The sequence below is a fragment of the Kitasatospora sp. MAP12-44 genome, assembly GCF_029892095.1.
Classification (GTDB): Bacteria; Actinomycetota; Actinomycetes; order Streptomycetales; family Streptomycetaceae; genus Kitasatospora.
This window is the reverse complement of the sequence record NZ_JARZAE010000004.1, coordinates 6,455,167-6,477,842: the sequence shown is the minus strand read 5'-3', so window position 1 is coordinate 6,477,842 and position 22,676 is coordinate 6,455,167. Positions and strand designations below refer to the sequence as shown.

The window sequence follows — 22,676 nt, the reverse complement described above, 5'->3', positions numbered from 1 at the left end:
CCGCTACGGTGACGGCCTTCGGTGAGTGGATCCTGAGCGCGGACGCCGACCCCGGCGACGTCCCACCGGTCTACGTGCTGATCTGCAAGGCGGAAGCCGAGGACAGAACGCCCTGCGGAGTCGAGTCCGGCCCGCTCGGCAGCACGGACGCCATGAGGGAATGGGCTCGCGTGCACGTCTGGAACAACACCGGGCATCGTTCCTTCCGCCTGGTGGCAGACGTGCCGATGGTGATGGTCCCGAAGGTGGAACCGCTGTGACGGTGCAATCGCCCCTTGATCCCCAACCGGCAGTCTGCGCCTGACCGGTTGGTAGCACACCTCCGCCCCGTCGACGGGCCAGGACGGACCCGGACGGCCGGGGCGGGGCACCATCCCTGCCGCAGGGCAGGGCCTCGCCACAGACGGGTACGGCGTCTGCCGTGCCCCACCAACAAGAGGAGGAACGCACGTGAGCAAGCCCGCGGAATTCAACCCGTCGTCGCACCCCGGCCTGAACTGGTCGGTGGCCCGTGACTCCCACCTGGACGACAAGGTGGAGTGCTTCGCCGTCGCCGACGCCGGGAACGGCCTGGTCGCCATCGCCAACATCAACAACGAGGGCGCCGTCATCACCGGCACCCCCGGCGAGCTGAGCAAGCTCAAGGCGGCGTTCACGGCTGGGCAGTTCGACCACCTGGCCGGCTGACTCAACCCCTGGATGGGCGGCGACCGCCCCAACTCAACTGGGGCGGTCGCCGCTCTCCACGTTACGAGAAGGGAGAGCAAACGTGCAGCAGCAGACAGCTCTGGCAAGGCTGGTCGACAACCCGGAGAGCTTTCGTGATGCATGGCCCGTAACCCCCACGGTGTACGACAGGGACGCAATGGACCTGCAACGGCTCGCCAGCCGCCAGGCAGCCCGCGAGATCCTGGCGGACCCGGACATCCGGCCGGGAGGGTTCGGCATGGTCCGGGACGGCGTCCTGACCGCCGAGCGACCGTCCGCCGACCACCCGACGGACACCCTCGTCCTCAACGGACTTCACCGGTCGTACCCGCCGATCGTGACGTTCTGCAAGGAACTCTCTTCCATGCTCGGTCACCCGGTCACCGGAAATTTCTACCTGACCCCGGCCGGTAACGCGAAGGGATTCGGATGGCACTGGGACTGCCACCACGTCTTCATCGCGCAGGCCGAGGGCGCGAAACGGTGGTGTCTCTTCGCCCCGACGTTCCGCAACCCGCTCGAACATCACAACTGGTCCAAGATCGGATTCGACCCAGCCGACAAGGCTCGGTTCGAGAATTCGGAACCGGATTGCGAGGTGACACTCCGGGCCGGGCAAGTGCTGTTCATCCCCCGAGGGTGGGTCCACGCGGGCCAGAGCCTCGAGGAGGATCACAGCCTTCACATCACCTTCGGTGTGCAGCTTCTCACCGTTCACTGGGCGCTGAGGAGGCTGCTGGACCTGGGCGAGGACAACGAGGAACTGCGCGAGGCCCTGCCGCCGAACCTCGGGGGGCAGGACTTCCTATCCCTGACGGGCCAGTTGCGTGACACGCTGGGCAATTGGCTGATGAGGCTGCCCGAGGAGTCTCCCGCCCTGCGTCTTCGCTCAGCACAGCGGCTCTCGGTACTCAACCAGGAACCCAAGTAGAGCGGCCGAGGACGGCTTAGCATCGCCCCGGAACGGACGACGGGGGGAGGCACCGCAGGAAGTGCCGGTGGCCCGGCTGCCGGCACTACGCGAACCTGCGGAAGCGACCGATCTTCGGCCTGTTCGGTTGGCCTGGCACCATCCCGCCTGTCCGGCGCCGGGTGAAAGCTGGCCGCCGAAAGACGCTGGCCGATAGCCTCGGACCAACGCCGTGCGAGAGGATCAGCCGTGCTCGAACCCGACGACGAAACCGTCTCCGACTGGTATGCCGCGCGTGCCAGTTACCACCGGCCGCCGGGAACACGGGACGCGCTGAGCCTGGCCCCGGAGGTCCAGCAGGTCGGTCTGTTCCAGGACACACCGCGCCTGGTGCTGGAGTGGGACGGTCGAGCCTGGCAGCCGGTTGGCGTGGCCGATACCTACGCCGATGCTTATCCGATGATCGTTCGGCGCGGTGCCGAGTTCGCCCCGCCACAGGACGACACTCCTGTGTCGTTGCTGCGCAAGGGAAGCGGTCGACACCGTAGGTGCTGACGGCGTTCCGCGCTCGTCATATTTACGAGCACCTAGCATGGATGACCATGCACGTACTAGTCCTCGAAGACGACCCCGAGCTCGGCCCTGTGATCACGAGGGGTCTACGCGAGGCGGGCTCCACGCTGCCGGTGCTGCTGCTCACCGACCGGGTGGCCGGCTTCGAGCACGGCTCCGACGACTACCCTGCCGCCGACCTGTGAGCGCACGCCTTGAGGATGCTCAGGAGCTCACAGCGGCTGTCCGAGACGCAGAGTCGGCGTCATGGTCCGTCAGGGCTGCCGCTGGACGACGCCTCGCCGCGTCGGCCGAGATCAACAGCGTGTCTGGAGTCCTCCATAGGCTCCTCCTGGATGCGCACGACTCGGGCGTGACGCAAGAGACAGCCGCAGCGCTCTTGGCACGCCGAGACGTGCACGGGCTGCGCTCCGTCCTCGCCGCCCTTGCCTGCGCAACCGAGGATTGGACCGCTGACCAGCTCAGCGCAGAGGTTGACTGCAACCCGCACTGGTTCACCGAGAAGGGCACCATCGAACTCGTCGGCCACCTTGAAATATTGGCGTCAGAAGAAGAGCCCGGTGTTCGAGACGAAGCCCGACGGCTGCTTGCGCGTATGCGTTGATCGTACGGATCACCAGGGAACCGCAGGTAGAACGCTAAACGCAGATAACCCCCATCCGAATCATCGGATGGGGGTTATCTGGTATTCAAAGATTGTTCGGCGGCGTCCTACTCTCCCACAGGGTCCCCCCTGCAGTACCATCGGCGCTGTGAGGCTTAGCTTCCGGGTTCGGAATGTAACCGGGCGTTTCCCTCACGCTATGACCACCGAAACACTATGAAACTGTCAACCGCACCACACCCCCGACCAAGTGGGGATATGGGGTCGTTGTTTCAGAACAACACAGTGGACGCGAGCAACTGAGGACAAGCCCTCGGCCTATTAGTACCGGTCAGCTCCACCCATTACTGGGCTTCCACATCCGGCCTATCAACCCAGTCGTCTACTGGGAGCCTTACCCTCTCAAGGAGGTGGGAATACTCATCTCGAAGCAGGCTTCCCGCTTAGATGCTTTCAGCGGTTATCCCTCCCGAACGTAGCCAACCAGCCATGCCCTTGGCAGGACAACTGGCACACCAGAGGTTCGTCCGTCCCGGTCCTCTCGTACTAGGGACAGCCCTTCTCAATATTCCTACGCGCACAGCGGATAGGGACCGAACTGTCTCACGACGTTCTAAACCCAGCTCGCGTACCGCTTTAATGGGCGAACAGCCCAACCCTTGGGACCTACTCCAGCCCCAGGATGCGACGAGCCGACATCGAGGTGCCAAACCATCCCGTCGATATGGACTCTTGGGGAAGATCAGCCTGTTATCCCCGGGGTACCTTTTATCCGTTGAGCGACGGCGCTTCCACAAGCCACCGCCGGATCACTAGTCCCTGCTTTCGCACCTGCTCGACCCGTCGGTCTCACAGTCAAGCTCCCTTGTGCACTTACACTCAACACCTGATTGCCAACCAGGCTGAGGGAACCTTTGGGCGCCTCCGTTACTCTTTAGGAGGCAACCGCCCCAGTTAAACTACCCACCAGACACTGTCCCTGATCCGGATCACGGACCCAGGTTAGACATCCAGCACGACCAGAGTGGTATTTCAACGTCGACTCCACGACAACTGGCGTTGCCGCTTCAAAGTCTCCCACCTATCCTACACAAGCCGAACCGAACACCAATATCAAGCTATAGTAAAGGTCCCGGGGTCTTTCCGTCCTGCTGCGCGAAACGAGCATCTTTACTCGTAATGCAATTTCACCGGGCCTATGGTTGAGACAGTCGAGAAGTCGTTACGCCATTCGTGCAGGTCGGAACTTACCCGACAAGGAATTTCGCTACCTTAGGATGGTTATAGTTACCACCGCCGTTTACTGGCGCTTAAGTTCTCAGCTTCGCCCGACCGAAGTCGGACTAACCGGTCCCCTTAACGTTCCAGCACCGGGCAGGCGTCAGTCCGTATACATCGCCTTACGGCTTCGCACGGACCTGTGTTTTTAGTAAACAGTCGCTTCTCGCTGGTCTCTGCGGCCACCCCCAGCTCAGAGTGCAAGACTCATCACCAGGAATGGCCCCCCTTCTCCCGAAGTTACGGGGGCATTTTGCCGAGTTCCTTAACCATAGTTCACCCGAACGCCTCGGTATTCTCTACCTGACCACCTGAGTCGGTTTGGGGTACGGGCCGCCATGAAACTCGCTAGAGGCTTTTCTCGACAGCATAGGATCATCCACTTCACCACAATCGGCTCGGCATCAGGTCTCAGCCTTAATGAGTGACGGATTTGCCTATCACTCGGCCTACACCCTTACCCCGGGACAACCACCGCCCGGGCTGGACTACCTTCCTGCGTCACCCCATCGCTCACCTACTACCCTGTTGGGTCAGCGGCTCCACCACGTCCCTTCGTCCGAAGACTCCAGGCCGGCTTCACGGCTTTAGCATTCAGAGGTTCGACGTTGGCGCTTCAAAGCGGGTACGGGAATATCAACCCGTTGTCCATCGACTACGCCTGTCGGCCTCGCCTTAGGTCCCGACTTACCCTGGGCAGATCAGCTTGACCCAGGAACCCTTGGTCAATCGGCGCAAGAGTTTCCCACTCTTGTATCGCTACTCATGCCTGCATTCTCACTCGTGAACCGTCCACAACTGGATTCCTCCGCTGCTTCACCCGGCACACGACGCTCCCCTACCCATCACAGCCCCCGTTGGGGGTATTGCTGCAATGACACGACTTCGGTGGTGTGCTTGAGCCCCGCTACATTGTCGGCGCGGAATCACTTGACCAGTGAGCTATTACGCACTCTTTCAAGGATGGCTGCTTCTAAGCCAACCTCCTGGTTGTCTGTGCGACTCCACATCCTTTCCCACTTAGCACACGCTTAGGGACCTTAGTCGGTGTTCTGGGCTGTTTCCCTCTCGACCATGGAGCTTATCCCCCACAGTCTCACTGCCACGCTCTCACTTACCGGCATTCGGAGTTTGGCTAAGGTCAGTAACCCGGTGAGGCCCATCGCCTATCCAGTGCTCTACCTCCGGCAAGAAACACGTGACGCTGCACCTAAATGCATTTCGGGGAGAACCAGCTATCACGGAGTTTGATTGGCCTTTCACCCCTAACCACAGGTCATCCCCCAGGTTTTCAACCCTGGTGGGTTCGGTCCTCCACGAAGTCTTACCTCCGCTTCAACCTGCCCATGGCTAGATCACTCCGCTTCGGGTCTTGGGCGTGCAACTCAAACGCCCTATTCGGACTCGCTTTCGCTACGGCTACCCCACACGGGTTAACCTCGCTACACACCGCAAACTCGCAGGCTCATTCTTCAAAAGGCACGCAGTCACGAGACACACAGCAAGCTGGTGTCCGACGCTCCCACGGCTTGTAGGCACACGGTTTCAGGTACTATTTCACTCCGCTCCCGCGGTACTTTTCACCATTCCCTCACGGTACTATCCGCTATCGGTCACTAGGGAATATTTAGGCTTAGCGGGTGGTCCCGCCAGATTCACACGGAATTTCTCGGGCTCCGTGCTACTTGGGAGAAGCTCAAGTGAGCCGCACAGATTTCGTCTACGGGGGTCTTACCCTCTACGCCGGACCTTTCGCATGTCCTTCGACTATCCATACGGTTTCTGACTCACCCAGCCGCCGGCAGACGACTGAAGAACTTTCCCACGACCCCGCATTGGCAACCCCTGCCGGGTATCACACCAATACGGTTTAGCCTCATCCGGTTTCGCTCGCCACTACTCCCGGAATCACGGTTGTTTTCTCTTCCTGAGGGTACTGAGATGTTTCACTTCCCCTCGTTCCCTCCACATACCCTATATATTCAGGTACGGGTGACAGCCCATGACGACTGCCGGGTTTCCCCATTCGGAAACCCCCGGATCAAAGCCTGGTTGACGGCTCCCCGGGGACTATCGTGGCCTCCCACGTCCTTCATCGGTTCCTAGTGCCAAGGCATCCACCGTGCGCCCTTAAAAACTTGGCCACAGATGCTCGCGTCCACTGTGCAGTTCTCAAACAACGACCAGACACCCACCTACACCACCCGACACAAGCCGAGGATGTCCATGGGACCGGCACTGAAGCAACGACCATGACAGCCGTTCCCTCAGGACCCAACAACGTGCCCGACACACCCGACCCGCCGATACGTTCCACGCACCGAAGTGCAGTACTGGTATCAACCAACCGTGTGTGCCGAATAGTCAACGTTCCACCCATGAGCTGACCGTGCGAGACAGGTGCTCACAATCGGCCGTGTGCTCCTTAGAAAGGAGGTGATCCAGCCGCACCTTCCGGTACGGCTACCTTGTTACGACTTCGTCCCAATCGCTGGTCCCACCTTCGACGGCTCCTCCCCTTACGGGTTAGGCCACCGGCTTCGGGTGTTACCGACTTTCGTGACGTGACGGGCGGTGTGTACAAGGCCCGGGAACGTATTCACCGCAGCATGCTGATCTGCGATTACTAGCAACTCCAACTTCATGGGGTCGAGTTGCAGACCCCAATCCGAACTGAGGCCGGCTTTTTGGGATTCGCTCCGCCTCGCGGCATCGCAGCCCTTTGTACCGACCATTGTAGCACGTGTGCAGCCCAAGACATAAGGGGCATGATGATTTGACGTCGTCCCCACCTTCCTCCGAGTTGACCCCGGCAGTCTCCTGTGAGTCCCCATCACCCCGAAAGGCATGCTGGCAACACAGAACAAGGGTTGCGCTCGTTGCGGGACTTAACCCAACATCTCACGACACGAGCTGACGACAACCATGCACCACCTGTATACCGACCACAAGGGGGCGACCATCTCTGGCCGTTTCCGGCATATGTCAAGCCTTGGTAAGGTTCTTCGCGTTGCGTCGAATTAAGCCACATGCTCCGCTGCTTGTGCGGGCCCCCGTCAATTCCTTTGAGTTTTAGCCTTGCGGCCGTACTCCCCAGGCGGGGAACTTAATGCGTTAGCTGCGGCACCGACGACGTGGAATGTCGCCAACACCTAGTTCCCACCGTTTACGGCGTGGACTACCAGGGTATCTAATCCTGTTCGCTCCCCACGCTTTCGCTCCTCAGCGTCAGTAATGGCCCAGAGATCCGCCTTCGCCACCGGTGTTCCTCCTGATATCTGCGCATTTCACCGCTACACCAGGAATTCCGATCTCCCCTACCACACTCTAGCCTGCCCGTATCGAATGCAGACCCGGGGTTAAGCCCCGGGCTTTCACATCCGACGCGACAAGCCGCCTACGAGCTCTTTACGCCCAATAATTCCGGACAACGCTCGCACCCTACGTATTACCGCGGCTGCTGGCACGTAGTTAGCCGGTGCTTCTTCTGCAGGTACCGTCACTTGCGCTTCTTCCCTGCTGAAAGAGGTTTACGACCCGAAGGCCTTCATCCCTCACGCGGCGTCGCTGCATCAGGCTTTCGCCCATTGTGCAATATTCCCCACTGCTGCCTCCCGTAGGAGTCTGGGCCGTGTCTCAGTCCCAGTGTGGCCGGTCGCCCTCTCAGGCCGGCTACCCGTCGTCGCCTTGGTAGGCCATTACCCCACCAACAAGCTGATAGGCCGCGGGATCATCCTGCACCGCCGGAGCTTTCCACCCATCCCCATGCGAGGACAGGTCATATCCGGTATTAGACCTCGTTTCCAAGGCTTGTCCCAGAGTGCAGGGCAGATTTCCCACGTGTTACTCACCCGTTCGCCACTAATCCACCCGAAGGCTTCATCGTTCGACTTGCATGTGTTAAGCACGCCGCCAGCGTTCGTCCTGAGCCAGGATCAAACTCTCCGTGAATGTCTGTCGGTAATCCGACCCACACCCGCGTTGAGCGGCACGACAACCACCGGAATAGGGTGGCCACGTGCACTGCGTCCTCGCTGTGTATTACTTCAAAAGGAATCTCCAACCCCGATCCGAAGATCAAGGCCGGGGATGTCAACATATCTGGCGTTGACTTTTGGCACGCTGTTGAGTTCTCAAGGAACGGACACTTCCTTCGAACTGCCTTCGCAGTATCTCCGGGCGCTTCGTTCTTTCTTTAGCTTATCAGACCCGCCGTTCGGCGTTTCTCACTCGCTTTCCTGCTTCGCGGTTTCCCGCCGCAGTGCCTCCGACCCTACCAGGTCCTCCGCACCGCCTCGGCCCTCAAGTGGCCTTGCCGTAACCGACCTGACGGCCTGTCCGACGTCCCAGACTTTAGCCCGGTTCCGCCCCGAAAAGCGAATCCGACCCCACCCACCGAAATGCAGACGCAGCAAAGCAGAACCCCCTGCGACAAGGCGCAGAAATGGCACACGTATTGCTGAGAAAGGGTATTTCAGGAGAGTGGCCGCCCCGGGACCGTCCGCGCCGATGCGTGTCCGGTGCTCCCTGCCGAGCGACTTGAGAACACTAGGCCCACGGGAGGCGGGATGCAAATCCGAGGCAGAGCCTGCCCGGACGGGCAGTCAGGGCTGCCCGCGGTAGCGCCCCTTGGGCCGTCGTGGCCACGCCAAGGCGCCACTACCGTGCGACGGTGAGTATCTGGACCTCCCTGGAACCCGCGTCGGCAACAGTCGACGCCGGCGCGAGCACCACCGTGGCCCTGCGGCTGCGCAACACCGGCGACGTTGTCGAGGAGTACCGCATCCAGCTGGTGGGTGACCCGGCCCCGTGGGCCCGGGTCGAGCCCGCCACGCTCAAGCTGTACCCGGGCACCAGCGGCACGGTCGAGCTGACCTTCGCCCCGCCACGCTCCCCCGACGCGACTGCCGGCCCCAACCCGTACGGCGTACAGGTGCTGCCCGCCGAGCAGCCCGAGGCGACCGTGGTGGTCGAGGGCGTGCTGTCGATCACGCCGTTCACCGAGCTCTACGCCGAGCTCCTACCGCCGACCTGCCGAGGCCGGCTGCGCGGGCGCCCGCGCCTTGCCCTTGACAACCTCGGCAACACCCCGCTGACCGCCTCACTGGTGGGCCGCGACCAGGGCAACCAGCTGGACTACGAGCTGGAGCCGTCCTCGGTGCAGATCGCCCCCGGGCGGGCGGCGTTCGCCAGGGTCAGCCTGCGCTCGAAGGAGCGGCGCTGGATCGGCGGCAAGGAGACGCTGCCGTTCGGCATCGGGGTTCAGCGCTCCGGGGTCGAGCCGATCACGGTCGAGGGCAACTGGATTCAGCGCGGCCTGCTGCCCCGGTGGATCATGCGGTGCCTGGGCGTACTCGCCGCGCTGGTGGCGGCGGCGGTGGCCCTCTGGCTGACGGCCGCGCCCAGCGTGAGCACCAGGGCCTCGGAGGTCGCCGCGACCGTCGCCCCGTCGGCGATCCCGCCGTCCGCTGGGCCGCAGGCCCTGGGCGCGCCCAGCGGCCAGCCGCAGGCACCGGTCGGGCAGCCGAGCACCGACGCCGGCGGCCCGCCGCTCGCCCCCGCGCCCGTTCCCGTCCCGGGCGGGAACAACGCCCCCGCTCCGAACCAGCCCCCGGCCGGTGGCGGAGGCGGCGGCGGAGGTGGGGGCGGCGGTGGCGGCGGAGGCGCCCCGGCCCCGACGCAGCTCGCCCTGCCGATCACCCAGACCAGCAACACCCCGCCCAACCTGATCGTGCAGTTCGCCCAGCAGCGGCTGGCGAACCTGCCCAGCAACAACCAATGCAGGCTGACGGGACCGGTCACACCAGGGGTGCTCGACGCGGCCACGGCCGCCAAGATCGCCTGCTTCCAGGGGTCCACCGACCGCGACCACCCCAACCACCCCGGGAACATCGGCCACAGCGACGCGCCCGGCGCTCTCGGACGGGCGACCCTGACCGCGATGATCATGTTCCCGGTGATCCAAACTCCGCTCAACGTGGTGGGCGACAAGACCAACTGGGAGAACGCCTGCACCACGGCGGCCCTGCGGTGGGCCGACCAGGACAGCCTGAGCCAGGCCGACCTGAACGCCGAGTCCACCTTCTTCCAGCAGGCCATCAGCGGACTCGTGAGGCAGACGGCCAACCCGACCGCCGGGTACCCCACCGCGGCGATCCACCAGTACCAGCAGGACGTGCACCCGCCCGCCGGCACCGCCGGGACCACGGTGATGGTGGACGCACTGGTGACCGGCTGGGTGAAGGACTTCAGCACGCAGCCGGGCGTCATCCAGGCATCGGCCTGGCCGGGAATGTTCACGGGCTGACACCGAGCAGCCGAAACCAAGCAGCCGGAAACACCGCAGGCCCGAAGCGAAATGCCTCGGGCCTGCGGTGTTTTCGGCTGGCGTTACCCCGCTATTCGGGCCGCAGCTCGACCCGGAAGTCGACGTGGGCCGGGCGCTCACGCTCGACGAGCGCCTCGATCCGGCGCAGCGAGGCCGCCGACCGGTCGGCGGTCCGGACCCGGACCAGGACGGCCGGTCGGGGCGTGCCCGGCAGCGGGCCGTTCGGGGTGGCGGACCAGGACGATCCGCCGCTGTCGATCACTTCGGCCTCGACGTCCAGCTGCCGCAGCCGCTCGACCAGTCCGCGGGCGGTGCCGCGCAGCCGGTGGGACGGGATCGCCTCGGCCACCAGTGCGCGGCGCTCGGCGAGCGGCGCCGGCTCGCCGTCGGCGCGGGCGCTGGTCTCGGCGGCCACCCATCCGGCCAGCCAGTCCAGGAAGTCGGCCGGGGCGACTTCCGGCGCCCAGTACGAGTCCAGGCAGTCCAGTACGGCGAAGACCGGGGCGAGGACGTCGTCGAACGCACCGAGGAACCGCTGGGTGAAGTCGTCCTCGGCGTAGACGCCCGGCAGCCGCTCGCCCAGCGGGTGCGGGGAGGCCAGGCCGGCCACCGCCCGGCGACCGCCCGGGTCCACCTCGGCTGTCACAGCTCCTCCACCCTGACCTGGTGCTGGTGCGAGAAGACCAGCGCGTTGTGGTCCAGGTCGACCCGGTCGCTCGGGTCACCGCGCTCGCCGGTCAGCGGATTGGCCGGAAAGAGCTGGACGTGGTCGACGAGTTCGACGCCGGGCAGTCGCTGCAGCACCGCGTACGCCTCGCCGGACTGCACCGGGCGGCCGAACGGCCAGCCCTGCCCGTCCGGGCCGCCGACCAGCGGGTTGAGGTAGCGGTAGAGCGCGTCCAGCGCCTGCTCACGGACGCGTCCCACCGGCACCCCCCGCCGCGCCATCACCCGGGCCACCACGGTGACGCCCTGATAGAACGGCGGTTCCACCACCAGCCGGGCGCCGATCGGCCGCCGGTCGTCCAGGTAGGTCGAGATGCCGGCGAGTAGTTCGTCCGAGGGGACCATCTGCTCGAAGCGCAGCCGGTCGCCCGCGTCCGCGGTCACCCCCGGCACGACCAGCACCCGCACGCCGCCCTCCGCAGCGCCGGAGCCGGCCGCCAGCGCACGGATCCGAGCCGCCGACGGGGCGGCCCGGCGGGCCAGCAGCTCGTAGTCGGCGGCGGTCACCGCCCGGTCCTGGGTGCGCAGTTCGACCGGTCCGCGGAGCATCGCGGACTCCACGCTCTCGCCGTCCACGCCGCCCGCGGCGCCCTCCCTGTTCTCCACCCGGGAGACGTACGGGACGGAGCTGCGCAGCACGGTCAGCGCGCCGCGCGCCACGTTGCCGCGCCGCCCACCGCCGGTCCGGTAGCGGCGGACCCGGATCCGGGCGCCCTTGCCGGGCACCGCGCCGTACGAGCTCAGCGACCCGTCGGCCTCCCGGACGGACGGCCCGAACGAGACCTCGCCGGAGGTGCGGTCCAGCGTGATGTGCCGGTCCTCGGGGCCGGAGTCGCCGAACGCGTCGACCTCCTGCCACTCCTGCCAGCCGTCGCCCTCGGCCACCTCGACCACCAGCGGGTCGCCGTCCGCGAGCACCGGGGGCCGGGAGACCAGGAAGCGCTGCCCGGGGGTGCCGGTGGAGTCGCCGATCCACTCGTCGTTGACGGTCTCGCCGTGCAGGGCCTGGACGGTCCCGCCGACGGTGCCCGCCACCACGGAGCGCACGGTCGGCGAGGCGGAGTAGAAGGGCTGCCCGGGCCGGCTGGCGACCGTGCGGCAGCGCAGCCAGCCGGCCCGCCGGCCGGCGACGGTGGCGACCGCGTGCCCGGCCGGGACGTGCAGCACGACGTCACCGGGGCGGTTGAGCCCGCCGGTGCCGTCGGTGTCCACCTCGCAGGGCAGCCAGTGGTCGCCGTCGAACGCCTCCCAGACCAGCGGGGGCTGCCGGGGGTCGACGCCGACGCCCTCGACCTCGCTCTCCAGGCTCAGCAGCACCGCGCAGGACGGGACGGGCGCGGACAGCGCCACCATCATCAGGTCGCCGACCTGCGGGGCCTCGGCGAAGCAGGGGACGGCCTGGCCGTCCAGCAGCTCCTCGGTCCGGTCGGCCGGTCGGCCGCCCGCCGACTGGGTCAGCAGCGCGGTGAACTCGCAGGGCACGATCGCCAGTTCGCTGGTGGTGGCGAAGACCACCCGGTCCTTCTGGCCGGCACCGGCGGTGGCGACCTCGGTGCCCTCGCGCAGCCGCAGCTCGGTCGCCTGGGGCGAGGAGAGCCAGAACGTCACCCCGGTCCTGGCGGCGCTGGCCGGAAAGAGCTTGACGCCGATCAGGTCCAGGAAGGCCAGGTAGTTCTTCTCCGGCACCCGGTTGAGCCGGTAGAGCAGCTGGTCGGTCATGTGCGCGAACGCCTCGATCAGCGTCACGCCCGGGTCGGAGACGTTGTGGTCCGACCACTCCGGGCAGCGCTGCTGGACGAACCTCTTCGCCTCGTCCACGAGTTGCTGAAAGCGGCGGTCGTCCAGGTTGGGCGCGGGCAGGGCCATCAGAGGGAGTTCTCCTGCTCGTGCTCGGGGTGCTCGGGGATCACATAGAACGGAAAGACCAGGCTGCGCGGGTTGTTGGTGCCGCGCACGGTGTAGCGGATGTCGATGTAGAGGGTGCCGCTGTCGGCCCGGTCGAAGGAGACCTCGACGGTGTCGACCTCGATCCGCGGCTCCCAGCGGTCCAGCGAGCGCCGCACCTCGGCGGAGATCCCGCCGGCGGTGTCGGCATCGGTCGGCGCGAAGACGTACGCATGGACGCCGCAGCCGAATTCGGGGCGCATCGGCCGCTCGCCCGGCGCGGTGCCGAGGATCAACCGGATGGACTCGGCGATCTCGCGGTCCTGGTCGACCAGGGCGATACCGCCGGTGAGGTCGGTGCGCAGCGGGAAGGCCCAGCCGGAGCCGACGAACTGCTCGGGCATCGCTACGCACCCCCGATGAGGACGTTGAGCGCGCCGCCGCTGATCGAGGCCTGGCAGGTGACCTTGTCGCCCTTGCGCGCCGCCGGGAACCCGCCGATCAGCACCTCGCCGCCGGTCGGCAGCGAGGGCAGCACCAGATTGCCGAGCAGCAGTTCGGCGTGCAGGTCGCAGACCACCACCGTGCCGGTCACCGCGGCCGGTTCGCCGCCGATCCGGACCGAGGGCACGCCGAGCAGCGGGCCGATGGAGGCCGGCAGCGCCTGCCCACCGGGCGGACCCACCGTCCCCGTGGGCAGCCCGCCCACCACGGGTACGTACAGCTGGCTGATGGGATCCCCCACCCTCGCGGCCGGCGGCATCGGATTCACTCCTCTGAGTTGATTGCACTGACGTATCGTCAGTTGAGCTTGATGAGGGGCGCATTGACGCTGACCTCGGAGTCGCCGCGAATCGAGACGGAGGCGCCGGAGAGTTTGAGCGCGCCGCCCGTGGCGCTGATGGTGATGTCCCGGGCGGCCGTGATGGCGACCTCGCCGCGGGAGTTCACCATGATCTTGGTGTTCGTGCGGTCCAGGTGGACCGTCAACTCGTCCTTGCCGGTAGAGATCTGCACGCCCTCGCCCTTCCCGGACGGGCCGAGCAGCTCGAGCCGGTCGCCATCGCGGGAGGAGAGCACGCGGCGGCGCACCTTGTTGCCGCTGAGCAGCTGACCCGCCACCGGCGACGGAGTGTCCTTGCCGTTGTAGAGGCCGCCGAGCACCACCGGGCGGTCCAGCAGGCCCTGTTCGAAGGCGACCAGCACCTCGTCGTCGATGTCCGGGCAGAACAGGCTGCCACCGGCCACCCCGCCCAGCTGCACGGTCCGCACCCAGTCCGTCACGTACGCGGGGTCGCCGAGCGACGGACTGTCCGACAGCCAGGGGAACTTGAGCTTCACCCAGCCCTGCTCGGGCTGGGTGTCGTAGCCGTTGACGACGGTCTTCTGGCCGGGCCGCATGATGTCCACCACCACGCCGACCGCCACCGACGGGATCCGCGCCGAGCGGGCCGCCGCCGAGGCGGCGGCGGCCAGTCCGGGCAGCGTGCGGTCCTGCTGGCCGCTGACCGTGATCCGGGTCTCGTAGCCGATCCCGCGCAGGTCGGTGTGCGAGGCGGCGGTGATGGTGTACTTGCCGTCGAAGGGGTCCCCCGCGCTGCTCAGCGTCACCGGGACGCCCACCCGCAGCTCCGGGGTTCCGCGTACGGTGAGCTCCAACTCGGCCATCCCGGCGGCGTTCTCGGCTGCCAGCGCGGTCGCCACCGCGGTCACCTCGGCGTCCGTCCGGTACGGGACGTCCGCCACCAGCAGGTTGGCCGGCGCGAACGGGGCGGTGACCTTCGCCGGGGTGAGGGTGAGTTGCTGCTCCGGGCTGGGCTGGACCGTCGGATTGGCGCTGACGGCCTTCTTCGCCGCCACGTCCCAGCCGCGCACCTCCACCGTGGTGACCTGGTTCACCGAGGTCGCCATCGCCCGCACCGCGAGCACGTTCTTGCCGAGCTCCAGGACGTACGGGCTTTTCTCCGGTTCGGCCGACAGAGCGGGTGCGGCGGCGGCCGGCACCGGCTTGCGGAAGTAGAAGGTGCCGTCCTCCACCACCATCTCGCGCTCGTTCTCCAGCGCCAGCGTGCGCAGGAAGTCCCAGTCGGAGACGTTCGGTTGGGTCACGTAGCCGTAGACCGTCGTGGTCGGGTCGATCTGCACCTTGGTGAGGCCGGCCGCCTTGACCACCTGCTCGACGATCTCCGAGGCGGTGCTGCTCGGGTAGCCGACGATCCGCCGGCCACGCTGCAGCCGGTGCGAGACGTCCAGTGCGCGGACCGTGGTGAAACTGCCCGAACCGTCGAACTCGGCCTCCAGCGAGACCACTTCACCGGTGAAGAGCGGCTTGGCCGGTGACCCGGCCCCGATCTGGACCTCGATCGTGAAGGGGGCGCCGATGGTGATCCCGGTCTGCTTCAGCAGTGCCCGGTCCGGGTCGTGGAAGCGCACCACGGCCACCGCCGCGAGCGCGCCGCTCTCCTCCACCTGGACGTCCATCGGCGCGGAGGCCCACACCGGCGGCAGCGGACCAGGCGTACCGATCGTGAAGCCCTGCGTGTCGGAACCGACCGTCATGCCGTACCCTCCCGCCGCTCATTGCCGGCCGGCACCAGCAGTTCGGCCCCCGGGCGCAGCCGCATCGGATCGTCGATGCCGTTGGTCTCGGCGATCCGCCGCCACGCGGTGGCGGAGCCGTACTCCTTGAAGGCGATCAGCTCCAGGCTGTCGCCACCCACCACCCGGTGCACCCGGCGCGCCTCCAGCGCGCCCGAGGTGGGGTTCTGCCCCGGCGTCGGGTCGCCCGCCTCGGTGAGCTGGACGGCGCAGGTCGCGCGCAGCGGGTGGCCGTCCGTGTCGAAGAGCGTGTACGTGGCGCTGACACTCTCCAAGTAGCCGGAGAAGAAGGCGGATTGGAAGGATCCCCAGGCGAACATCACCCGCGGCGCGCACGGCGCTTCGGCGGCGACCGAGGCGGCCGTCGGGGCGCACCAGCCGAGCACGGTGTCCACCGCCTTGGCCACGCTGTTGTCGTGGGTGGCGGTGGCGTCCAGGAAGAGCTCCACCGAGAGCCGGCGCGGCTGGGCACCGCGGTACGCCGCCACGCCGACCTCCAGGGCCTTCACGGTCGGCTGCTGCAGCCAGGACGCACCCTTGCTCATCGTGAGGGTGTGCGGGTTGAACTGGAAGGTGACCGGGCTCCCGATGGCACCGCCGGGCATCTCGCCGGGCATCTTGGGCGGTTCGTAGGCTGTCAGCGTGGCCTTGGCCGGCGTACTGGGGCTGGGCATGGGGTGCGCGCTCCCTTCCATAGGTCGTGCGGTGGCGGGTGGTGCGGGTGGTGGGCTGCTAGTGGTGGGCTTCTAGAGGAAGCCGTGGTAGGCGAGTTCGATGCTCTCGCTGGCCACTTCGGACCGGTTCGGGTCGAAGGACGGGCCACTCCAACGGACCATGATCGCGTCGCGCAGTGACCAGGTGGCGATCACCGACTCGAACTTCGAGTCCAGCGCCGTGATCTGCGCAGTGCCACGGGTCACCCGCTGCTGGAGGGCGGTGAGATACGTGGCGATCTTGGCGCTGTCCGGGGTCACCCCTCGGCTCATGGTCACATTGGGATACGTCACCCGGGTCGGCAGCTGCCAGACGAAGCCGTTGTTGCCGCCCTCCGGACGCTGCTCCACCTCCACCTGGGCGCCGAGGCCGCTGCAGGTGTTGAAGACACCGAGGTCGATCCCGGTGACCTGCAGGCGGAAGTGGACGGTCGTTCCTGGGTCTTGGCCGCTCACCGGCTGACTGCTCCTTGCTCTGATCGGTTCGTCACGGATCGGTCCCTTGCGGGTCGGTCCCGTGCGGGTCGGTCCCTTGCGGGTCGGTTCAGCACGTCAGCTCACCGACCGCTGTCCGTCAGCCGCCCGGCGCGCTCGCGGCCGAGCCTGAGCTCGGCGCGGAGCAGGCGGCCGATCGGGGCGGCCAGGCGCCGGGCCAACTCGTCGAGGTGGTTGCGGTCCAACGCCGCGAGCACACCGTCGCCGTCGGGGGTGGGGGCCGGGGTTTCCGATCCGCCGTCGGGCGGCGTGCCGGTGGCGCTCCTGGAGCTGGTGCGGGGAGCGGCCGTCGCCGTACGGTCGGTGGGGAGCTGCGAGCCGCTCGTGCCGGACGGGCCGGTGCTCTCCGAGCCGGTCGGGCCGGCCTGCTCCGGGCGCGGCAGCGCCTTGCGGAGTACCACCGGAGTCGCGGGGGGCGTCGCGGGCGAGCTGCCGGCCGGGCGTTCGCGCAGCCGCTGCACCATCGGGACAACGGGGACACCGGGGACGACGGGACCCGAGGGGGCCGAAGCGGTCAGCGCGCGGGCCGACCTGCCTGCCGACTGCGGGACGGGGGGCGCCCAGTTGACGGTGTTCCGGTGCGGCGCGGCTGCGGGGAGCACGCCGGGGGTGGGGGCCAGGGCCGGAGCCGGAGCCGGAGCCGCGAGGGGGATCGCACGACGCTGCACGGTGGGTGCGGCGGGTGCGGTAGGCGCGGTGGGTATGGCGGGTGCGGCGGGCACAGTGCGGACGCCGGGCATGGCGGTGGTGGGCATGGCGGTGCTGGGGAAACCACCGGTACCCACGCTCCGTTCACCCGACCTCTGTCGCTCCGGGTGGACGCGACGCTGGACTGCCGGTTCCGTGCCGGCGCCGGAAGGCTCCGGCGCGGCGTTCCCCCGCTGCTGGTCGCCTGGGACGGCACGCGACGCGCGCCGTCCCAGACCGCTCCGACGCTGGACCGTCGGTCGGGCACCGGTGGCAGGCGGCGTCGCCGTACCGCCCTGTTGAGAGCCGGAATCGCTTGCCGTGCGCCGACCCCGGCCGGTCAGCCGCTGGAGTGCGGCGGGCGTGCCGCCGCTCCTGCGCGGGCTACTCGGCGAGCCGGCCGTCGAACCGCCGGCGGCGTGCGCAGGCCGGTTCGCCGCGCTCGGGGTGCTCGGGGTGCGGGACGGGCTCGGGGTGCCGGACGGGCTCGGGGTGCCGGACGGGCTCGACGGGACGGACGGGCTCGAGGGGCCGGCTCCGCCCGTGCCTGCCGTCGGGCTGCCGGCCTCGGGCCGCAGCCAGCGAAGCGGCACAGCAACGGGCGTACCACCGGCCGGAGCCGCACCATCGCCCGTCACCGGGACCGGTTCCGGCGCCAACAGCGGCACGATCGGGCGCGACGACATCAGTTGGACGCTCGGCGCCGCAGCCTCCGCAGACCGCCGCTCGACGGCATCCGCCGACCCCTGCCCGGCGCCGTCTCGCGCCAAGCGGTCCAGTCCGACCAGCGGCACCACGGGCACAGCCGGAACCGCGGTCACCGCAGGCACCACCACAGGCACCGTCGACCGCTGCACGCTGGACTCCACCGGCGGCAGTACGGGCTCCGACACCCGGTCCACTCCGCGTCGCACGGCAGGCACCACCGGCGCCGAGGCGGGTTCCACGCTTCGCTGCACAACGGGCTCCGCGATCGGTATGCCACCCTGCGCACCAGCACCAGCGCCGGCGCCGGCGCCCACAACCGGGCGGTCAACGCCGACCAGCGGCACCGAACCCGGCACCGCACTCCGCTGCACAACCGGCTCCGCTGCTGGCGCCCCACCCTGCGCAACCGCACCCACACCCACGCCCGCAGCCTCGCGGTCAACGCCGACCAGCGGCACCACCGGGACGGACGTCGACTGCGCACTCCGCTGAACGGGTTGCCCGACACTGACGCCGGCGCCTGCGCCGGCGCCGGGCCCGCGCTCGACGACCGGACCCGGACCCTGACCCGCCGGGCCGGCCGACGACGGTACCGCCGACAGCGGCTCCCCCAGACCGGCGCGACGCTGCACAACCCTGCCCGCTGCCGGAGCCGGGACGGGGGCAGCAAGAGGGGCCGGCGACGCCGCCGGCTTCGCCGCACTGGGCGCCGACTGCGGCAAGTCCCCGACGTGCGACTCAGCGCGAACGGCCCGCTGCACCACCGACGGCATCGCAAGCGGTGCCACCGCGTCACGCGGCACCGCAGCGATCGGAGCACCAAGTCCATTGCGCGGCGGGCTCGTTCGACCAGCCTTCGGAGGTCCGCTCACCGATGCCGCCCCCGCCGGCACTCCAGCGTCAGCAGCTGCCGTAGGTGCGGCACTCGCCGGTGCGCCAAGCAGCGCCGCTGTCTCCGGCAGCCGCTGGACGGGCTCACCCGCACCGCCCGGCGTCCGCTCGCGCGGCGCACGGGCAATCGTCAACGGCAGAGCCGCCAGACGGCGCGCTTCACCCGGCACCGGCTGAGCCACAGTCAGCGAAGAAGTCGACGGACCCGAAGGACCTGGACGAGCCGACCGCTGAGCTCTAGCCCCGGCTACAGCCCCTGCCCCCGCTCCCGCCCTCGCTCCCGGACGGGCCACCGCCGCCCGCTGCACGGCCAGCCGAGGCAACGCGCCGACCCGCGCGGGCTGAGCGGCCTGCCCACCCCGTGTGCTGGTCGCACCGTTGCCCGACTCACCCACACCCGCACCCAGCTCACCCACACCAGGTGCAGCCCCGCCCGCAGCCGTCTCGTCCAACGGCCGCACGTAGCTGAACGACTCGCCGCCCGCCCGCTGCACCGGCAGGCCGGCGATCGGACGGAGCACGCCGTGCAGCACCCCGGCGGGCGCCGACGCGCTGACCTGGTGCCCGAGCGTCCCGTAGAAGGACGGGTTCTGCCGGGTCGCCAGGCTCCCGACGAACCCGTTCGGGTCGCTCAGATCGCCCGACGCCGGGCCCGCGCCGACCGAGGCCCGCTGGATCGCCGGAGCCGACCGCCAGGCCTCACCGCCGCGCGGCACCTCGGCCCCACCCGCCGAAGCAGTCCCACCCGCCGAAGCAGCCGCACCCGGCGCACCGGCGGCGGCGTCGGCGGCTGCGGCGTCTGCGGGCGCGCGCCCGGGGCGTCGCCGTCCCAGTCGGTCTCGCAGTGCCACGTCGGCTACCTCATCATCCTTCGTTGATCCGGGTGTTGATCCGGGCAATCTCCCGCACCCAGCGGATGCGGTCCGCGTGCGTGAGATCGAGGATCTGGTCCTGCTGCCAGTGGAAGTGGTACGCGATGTACGCGGCCTCCTCGTACAGACGGTCGGCCGCGTACGTCACGATTCCCCCAGGCGCCCCCCTGCGAGGTCTACTTCGAAGGGGGAGTCGCAGGACGGGCAGGTCACGGCGGCCCGGGTGTGCCCCTCCGCGTTGATCCGCCGGTAGAAGTCCTGCAGGAAGGCTAGGTCGGAGGCGAACAGTTCCTCCACCACGCCCGCCCCGGGGGAGGTCAGCGTGCCGAGCCGGGTGATCACCGTGCCGAGCAGCACCACGGTCAGGTACGCCGGGTTGCTCTTCACCCGCATGTCGATCAGCGGCATCAGCTCGTCGCGCGCGGTCGCCAGCCGCATCGAGCCGCGCCGGTGCACGGCTCCCGACGCGTCCACGTAGCCACGCGGCAGCTCGAACTCGAACTCGGTGCGCAGCGGTTCGACCGCCGCCACCGCGGGCGGGGCCGCCTCCTCGAACTCCTCGCCGGGGTCGAACCCGGCTGCCCCGCCCGCGACCGTACGTCGCCTCATGCGAAGTCAACATCCTCGAAGACCAGGGTGACCTTCTCGATGGCGGCCGTGGATCCGCCGGCCGTGAGGGTCGGCCCTTCCCACTTCTTCGCCCATGCCTTCTGCAGGTTGATCGTTCGGACCGTCGTGTCCGCCGAGTCCTTAATGATGATCGAGATCGTCTGCCGGGCTGAGGCCACGTTGCCGCTGATCAGTGACGTCTTGAGCCAGTTGGTGAACGTCGGGCTGGTGTCGACGCCGCGGGAGATCGTGACCTCGCCGCCCTTGCGCGCACCCGCGAGCTTGCGGACCAGCAGCTTGCCGGCGCTGGTCACCTCGGAGTGGTCGATCGATTCGAGCTCGAAGGAGAGCCCGCTCACCTCCTGGACGGTCTCCACCTCGTAGGCACCGAGCTTGACCGTGAAGATATGGGTGGCAACTGCGTAGCCGGGGTCCGTCATCTCGGACTACCGCCTTTCTGAGTCTGCTGGGATTTCTGGGGAACTACGGCTACTCGGCGACCAGGCTGGTGCTGTCCGAGAACTGCGCGAGCCGGAAGACCACGAACTCGGCGGGCTTCACCGGGCAGATGCCGATCTCGCAGACGACCTGGCCGAGGTCGACCGAGGCAGGCGGGTTGGTCTCGGCATCGCACTTCACGTAGAACGCCTCGGCCGCCGTGGCGCCGAAGAGCGCACCGCGGCGCCACTCCTCGGTGAGGAAGGCAGTCAGGTCGCGCCGGATGCTGATCCACAGCAGCTGGTCGTTGGGCTCGAAGACGGTCCACTGGGTGCCCAGCAGGATCGATTCCTCGATGTAGTTGAAGAGCCGCCGGACGTTGATGTAGCGCCAGGCCGGGTCGGAGGAGAGCGTGCGCGCGCCCCAGATCCGGATGCCGCGGCCGGGGAAGGCCCGGATGCAGTTGACGCCGATCGGGTTCAGCAGGTCCTGCTCGCCCTTGGTGACGTTGGTCTGCAGGTCGATCGCCCCGCGCACCACCTCGTTGGCGGGCGCCTTGTGCACGCCGCGCTCGGTGTCGTTGCGCGCCCAGACGCCCAGCATGTGGCCGCTCGGCGGGACGAACCGGTTCTGACCGCTGGACGGGTCGAAGACCTTGATCCACGGGTAGTACAGCGCGGCGTACTTGGAGTCGTAGCCGGCGCCCTCCTGCCGCCACTCGCGCACCTGGCGCGGCGTCATGTCCGGCAGCGGGTCCAGGACGGCCAGCCGGTCGCCCATCAGCTCGCAGTGGGTGATCATCGCGCTCTGCACGGCCTTGACGCCCTCGACGTCGATGAGGCCCTGCTGGTGGGCGGCCATCAGGTCGGGCACGGCGAGCATGGTGATCTCGTCGATCGCCTCCAGACCCGCGAACCCGGTCCGGGCGTCGGCGTCGCCAACGTACTCCGCCGCGGAGATGCCGACCGGCACCACCTCGGCCGAAGCGGCCGGGACGGCGAGCGTGACGGTCTGCTTCTGCGGCTTGGCCAGCGCACCGGTGGCGGCCGCCGCCTCCTCGACCTGGATGAGCGTCGAGCGCTCCTTCACCTGCGTCACCACGTAGTTGCGGGCGCTCTTCTTCGCCGAGACGTCGAAGTTCTCGACCGGCTTGCCGCCCTGCTTGACGACCAGCTTGAAGCGGTCCTCGCTCGGGTTCTCACCCTCGGCGTCGGCGACCTCGACGGTGAGCTCACCCTCGACGCCGGCCAGCGCGGCGACCTTGAACGCTCCCAGCGCCACGGCCTCACCGGCCGACAGGGCCTTCGGCCGGCTCTGCGTGGTCTTGGCCTTCGCGGCCTCCCCGACCTCCGAGCCGACCCGCACCACGTAGGCGATGCCGCCGCCGTTGGCGAAGTAGCCGTACACCGAGTGCGCCAGGTAGGCCCCCTCGGTGAAGCCACCGAAAGCCTGGACGTACTGGCTCCACGTGGTCACCAGCGTGGGCGTGTGGAACGGGCCCTTCTCCGCGAAACCGACGAAGGCGGCAACGGACGTGCCGACGCCTTCAATCGGGCGAGGTCCACTGGAGACCTCCTCCACATAGACCCCTGGGGACAAGTACGACGGCATCCTTGGCGCTCCTTCTCGGGTGAACTCCGATCCGCTCAGAGCC

Annotated in this window: 19 protein-coding genes and 3 rRNA genes; 7 read left to right on the top strand and 15 right to left on the bottom strand. The window is 68.0% G+C overall.

The window, feature by feature from the left end:
• The first annotated feature begins 8 nt into the window (after nt 1-8).
• From P3T34_RS29605 to P3T34_RS29580, 6 genes are all read left to right on the top strand, one after another.
• Nucleotides 9-260: a hypothetical protein gene (locus P3T34_RS29605; RefSeq protein ID WP_280669081.1), complete on the top strand. Its 252-nt coding sequence runs from the start codon at nt 9-11 to the stop codon at nt 258-260.
• 190 nt (nt 261-450) lie between these two features.
• A complete protein-coding gene (locus tag P3T34_RS29600) occupies nt 451-687 on the top strand; it encodes a hypothetical protein (protein WP_280669080.1) in 237 nt (78 codons plus the stop codon).
• An 82-nt stretch (nt 688-769) separates the two neighbouring features.
• Complete coding sequence (locus P3T34_RS29595; RefSeq protein ID WP_280669079.1) at nt 770-1,639, top strand: cupin domain-containing protein; 870 nt, start codon at nt 770-772, stop codon at nt 1,637-1,639.
• 228 nt (nt 1,640-1,867) lie between these two features.
• On the top strand, nt 1,868-2,173 hold the full coding sequence (locus tag P3T34_RS29590) for a DUF6087 family protein (protein WP_280669078.1): 306 nt from the start codon (nt 1,868-1,870) through the stop codon (nt 2,171-2,173).
• A gap of 47 nt (nt 2,174-2,220) precedes the next feature.
• Nucleotides 2,221-2,376, top strand: coding sequence for a hypothetical protein (locus P3T34_RS29585; protein WP_280669077.1), 156 nt, complete (start codon nt 2,221-2,223; stop codon nt 2,374-2,376).
• Nucleotides 2,377-2,543: 167 nt separating this feature from the next.
• Nucleotides 2,544-2,795, top strand: a complete 252-nt coding sequence (locus P3T34_RS29580) for a hypothetical protein (protein ID WP_280669076.1) — start codon at nt 2,544-2,546, stop codon at nt 2,793-2,795.
• 94 nt (nt 2,796-2,889) lie between these two features.
• On the opposite strand, the gene rrf is transcribed toward P3T34_RS29580, so the two are convergent.
• The 3 genes from rrf to P3T34_RS29565 all read right to left on the bottom strand — a co-directional run bounded on the left by rrf (nt 2,890) and on the right by P3T34_RS29565 (nt 8,024).
• A 5S ribosomal RNA gene (gene rrf / locus P3T34_RS29575) occupies nt 2,890-3,006 on the bottom strand.
• A gap of 90 nt (nt 3,007-3,096) precedes the next feature.
• Nucleotides 3,097-6,217, bottom strand: a 23S ribosomal RNA gene (locus tag P3T34_RS29570).
• A 285-nt stretch (nt 6,218-6,502) separates the two neighbouring features.
• Nucleotides 6,503-8,024: ribosomal RNA gene (locus tag P3T34_RS29565) — 16S ribosomal RNA — on the bottom strand.
• Together the 16S, 23S and 5S rRNA genes form the textbook arrangement of a ribosomal RNA operon.
• Before the next feature lie 721 nt (nt 8,025-8,745).
• Here P3T34_RS29565 and P3T34_RS29560 point away from each other — a divergent pair.
• Nucleotides 8,746-10,380, top strand: coding sequence for a peptidoglycan-binding protein (locus P3T34_RS29560; RefSeq protein WP_280669075.1), 1,635 nt, complete (start codon nt 8,746-8,748; stop codon nt 10,378-10,380).
• 91 nt (nt 10,381-10,471) lie between these two features.
• Here P3T34_RS29560 and P3T34_RS29555 read toward each other — a convergent pair whose 3' ends face one another.
• The 12 genes from P3T34_RS29555 to P3T34_RS29500 all read right to left on the bottom strand — a co-directional run bounded on the left by P3T34_RS29555 (nt 10,472) and on the right by P3T34_RS29500 (nt 22,633).
• Complete coding sequence (locus P3T34_RS29555) at nt 10,472-11,047, bottom strand: phage tail protein (protein WP_280669074.1); 576 nt, start codon at nt 11,045-11,047, stop codon at nt 10,472-10,474.
• Nucleotides 11,044-12,993, bottom strand: coding sequence for a putative baseplate assembly protein (locus P3T34_RS29550; protein WP_280669073.1), 1,950 nt, complete (start codon nt 12,991-12,993; stop codon nt 11,044-11,046). Before P3T34_RS29550 ends, P3T34_RS29555 begins: the two co-directional genes overlap by 4 nt.
• A complete protein-coding gene (locus P3T34_RS29545) occupies nt 12,993-13,415 on the bottom strand; it encodes a GPW/gp25 family protein (RefSeq protein WP_280669072.1) in 423 nt (140 codons plus the stop codon). The genes P3T34_RS29550 and P3T34_RS29545 overlap by 1 nt, the downstream gene beginning before the upstream one ends.
• Nucleotides 13,416-13,417: 2 nt before the next feature.
• Nucleotides 13,418-13,774 carry a PAAR domain-containing protein gene (locus tag P3T34_RS29540; RefSeq protein ID WP_280669071.1) on the bottom strand — a complete coding sequence of 119 codons (357 nt, stop codon included), beginning with the start codon at nt 13,772-13,774 and terminating at the stop codon, nt 13,418-13,420.
• A 38-nt stretch (nt 13,775-13,812) separates the two neighbouring features.
• On the bottom strand, nt 13,813-15,570 hold the full coding sequence (locus tag P3T34_RS29535; RefSeq protein ID WP_280669070.1) for a VgrG-related protein: 1,758 nt from the start codon (nt 15,568-15,570) through the stop codon (nt 13,813-13,815).
• Nucleotides 15,567-16,283 (bottom strand): LysM peptidoglycan-binding domain-containing protein, encoded by a 717-nt coding sequence (locus P3T34_RS29530; RefSeq protein ID WP_280669069.1) that lies wholly within the window; start codon nt 16,281-16,283, stop codon nt 15,567-15,569. The genes P3T34_RS29535 and P3T34_RS29530 overlap by 4 nt, the downstream gene beginning before the upstream one ends.
• A 72-nt stretch (nt 16,284-16,355) precedes the next feature.
• Nucleotides 16,356-16,778 (bottom strand): phage tail protein, encoded by a 423-nt coding sequence (locus P3T34_RS29525; RefSeq protein WP_280669068.1) that lies wholly within the window; start codon nt 16,776-16,778, stop codon nt 16,356-16,358.
• A gap of 101 nt (nt 16,779-16,879) precedes the next feature.
• Entirely contained in the window at nt 16,880-17,602 is a 723-nt protein-coding gene (locus P3T34_RS29520; RefSeq protein ID WP_280669067.1) for a hypothetical protein, read from the bottom strand.
• A 2,365-nt stretch (nt 17,603-19,967) separates the two neighbouring features.
• Complete coding sequence (locus P3T34_RS29515; RefSeq protein WP_280669066.1) at nt 19,968-20,123, bottom strand: DUF6760 family protein; 156 nt, start codon at nt 20,121-20,123, stop codon at nt 19,968-19,970.
• Nucleotides 20,120-20,584, bottom strand: a complete 465-nt coding sequence (locus P3T34_RS29510; protein WP_280669065.1) for a hypothetical protein — start codon at nt 20,582-20,584, stop codon at nt 20,120-20,122. Before P3T34_RS29510 ends, P3T34_RS29515 begins: the two co-directional genes overlap by 4 nt.
• On the bottom strand, nt 20,581-21,024 hold the full coding sequence (locus P3T34_RS29505) for a phage tail protein (protein ID WP_280669064.1): 444 nt from the start codon (nt 21,022-21,024) through the stop codon (nt 20,581-20,583). Before P3T34_RS29505 ends, P3T34_RS29510 begins: the two co-directional genes overlap by 4 nt.
• Before the next feature lie 49 nt (nt 21,025-21,073).
• Nucleotides 21,074-22,633: a phage tail sheath subtilisin-like domain-containing protein gene (locus P3T34_RS29500; RefSeq protein WP_280669063.1), complete on the bottom strand. Its 1,560-nt coding sequence runs from the start codon at nt 22,631-22,633 to the stop codon at nt 21,074-21,076.
• Between the last annotated feature and the right edge of the window lie 43 nt (nt 22,634-22,676).

Bases quoted from the DNA above. Each gene is read 5' to 3' on its own strand.
- P3T34_RS29550 (WP_280669073.1), bottom strand. From the start codon at position 12,993: ATGGCCCTGCCCGCGCCCAACCTGGACGACCGCCGCTTTCAGCAACTC.
- P3T34_RS29500 (WP_280669063.1), bottom strand. From the start codon at position 22,633: ATGCCGTCGTACTTGTCCCCAGGGGTCTATGTGGAGGAGGTCTCCAGT.
- P3T34_RS29530 (WP_280669069.1), bottom strand. From the start codon at position 16,283: ATGCCCAGCCCCAGTACGCCGGCCAAGGCCACGCTGACAGCCTACGAA.
- P3T34_RS29545 (WP_280669072.1), bottom strand. From the start codon at position 13,415: ATGCCCGAGCAGTTCGTCGGCTCCGGCTGGGCCTTCCCGCTGCGCACC.
- P3T34_RS29510 (WP_280669065.1), bottom strand. From the start codon at position 20,584: ATGAGGCGACGTACGGTCGCGGGCGGGGCAGCCGGGTTCGACCCCGGC.
- P3T34_RS29535 (WP_280669070.1), bottom strand. From the start codon at position 15,570: ATGACGGTCGGTTCCGACACGCAGGGCTTCACGATCGGTACGCCTGGT.
- P3T34_RS29585 (WP_280669077.1), top strand. From the start codon at position 2,221: ATGCACGTACTAGTCCTCGAAGACGACCCCGAGCTCGGCCCTGTGATC.
- P3T34_RS29540 (WP_280669071.1), bottom strand. From the start codon at position 13,774: ATGCCGCCGGCCGCGAGGGTGGGGGATCCCATCAGCCAGCTGTACGTA.
- P3T34_RS29505 (WP_280669064.1), bottom strand. From the start codon at position 21,024: ATGACGGACCCCGGCTACGCAGTTGCCACCCATATCTTCACGGTCAAG.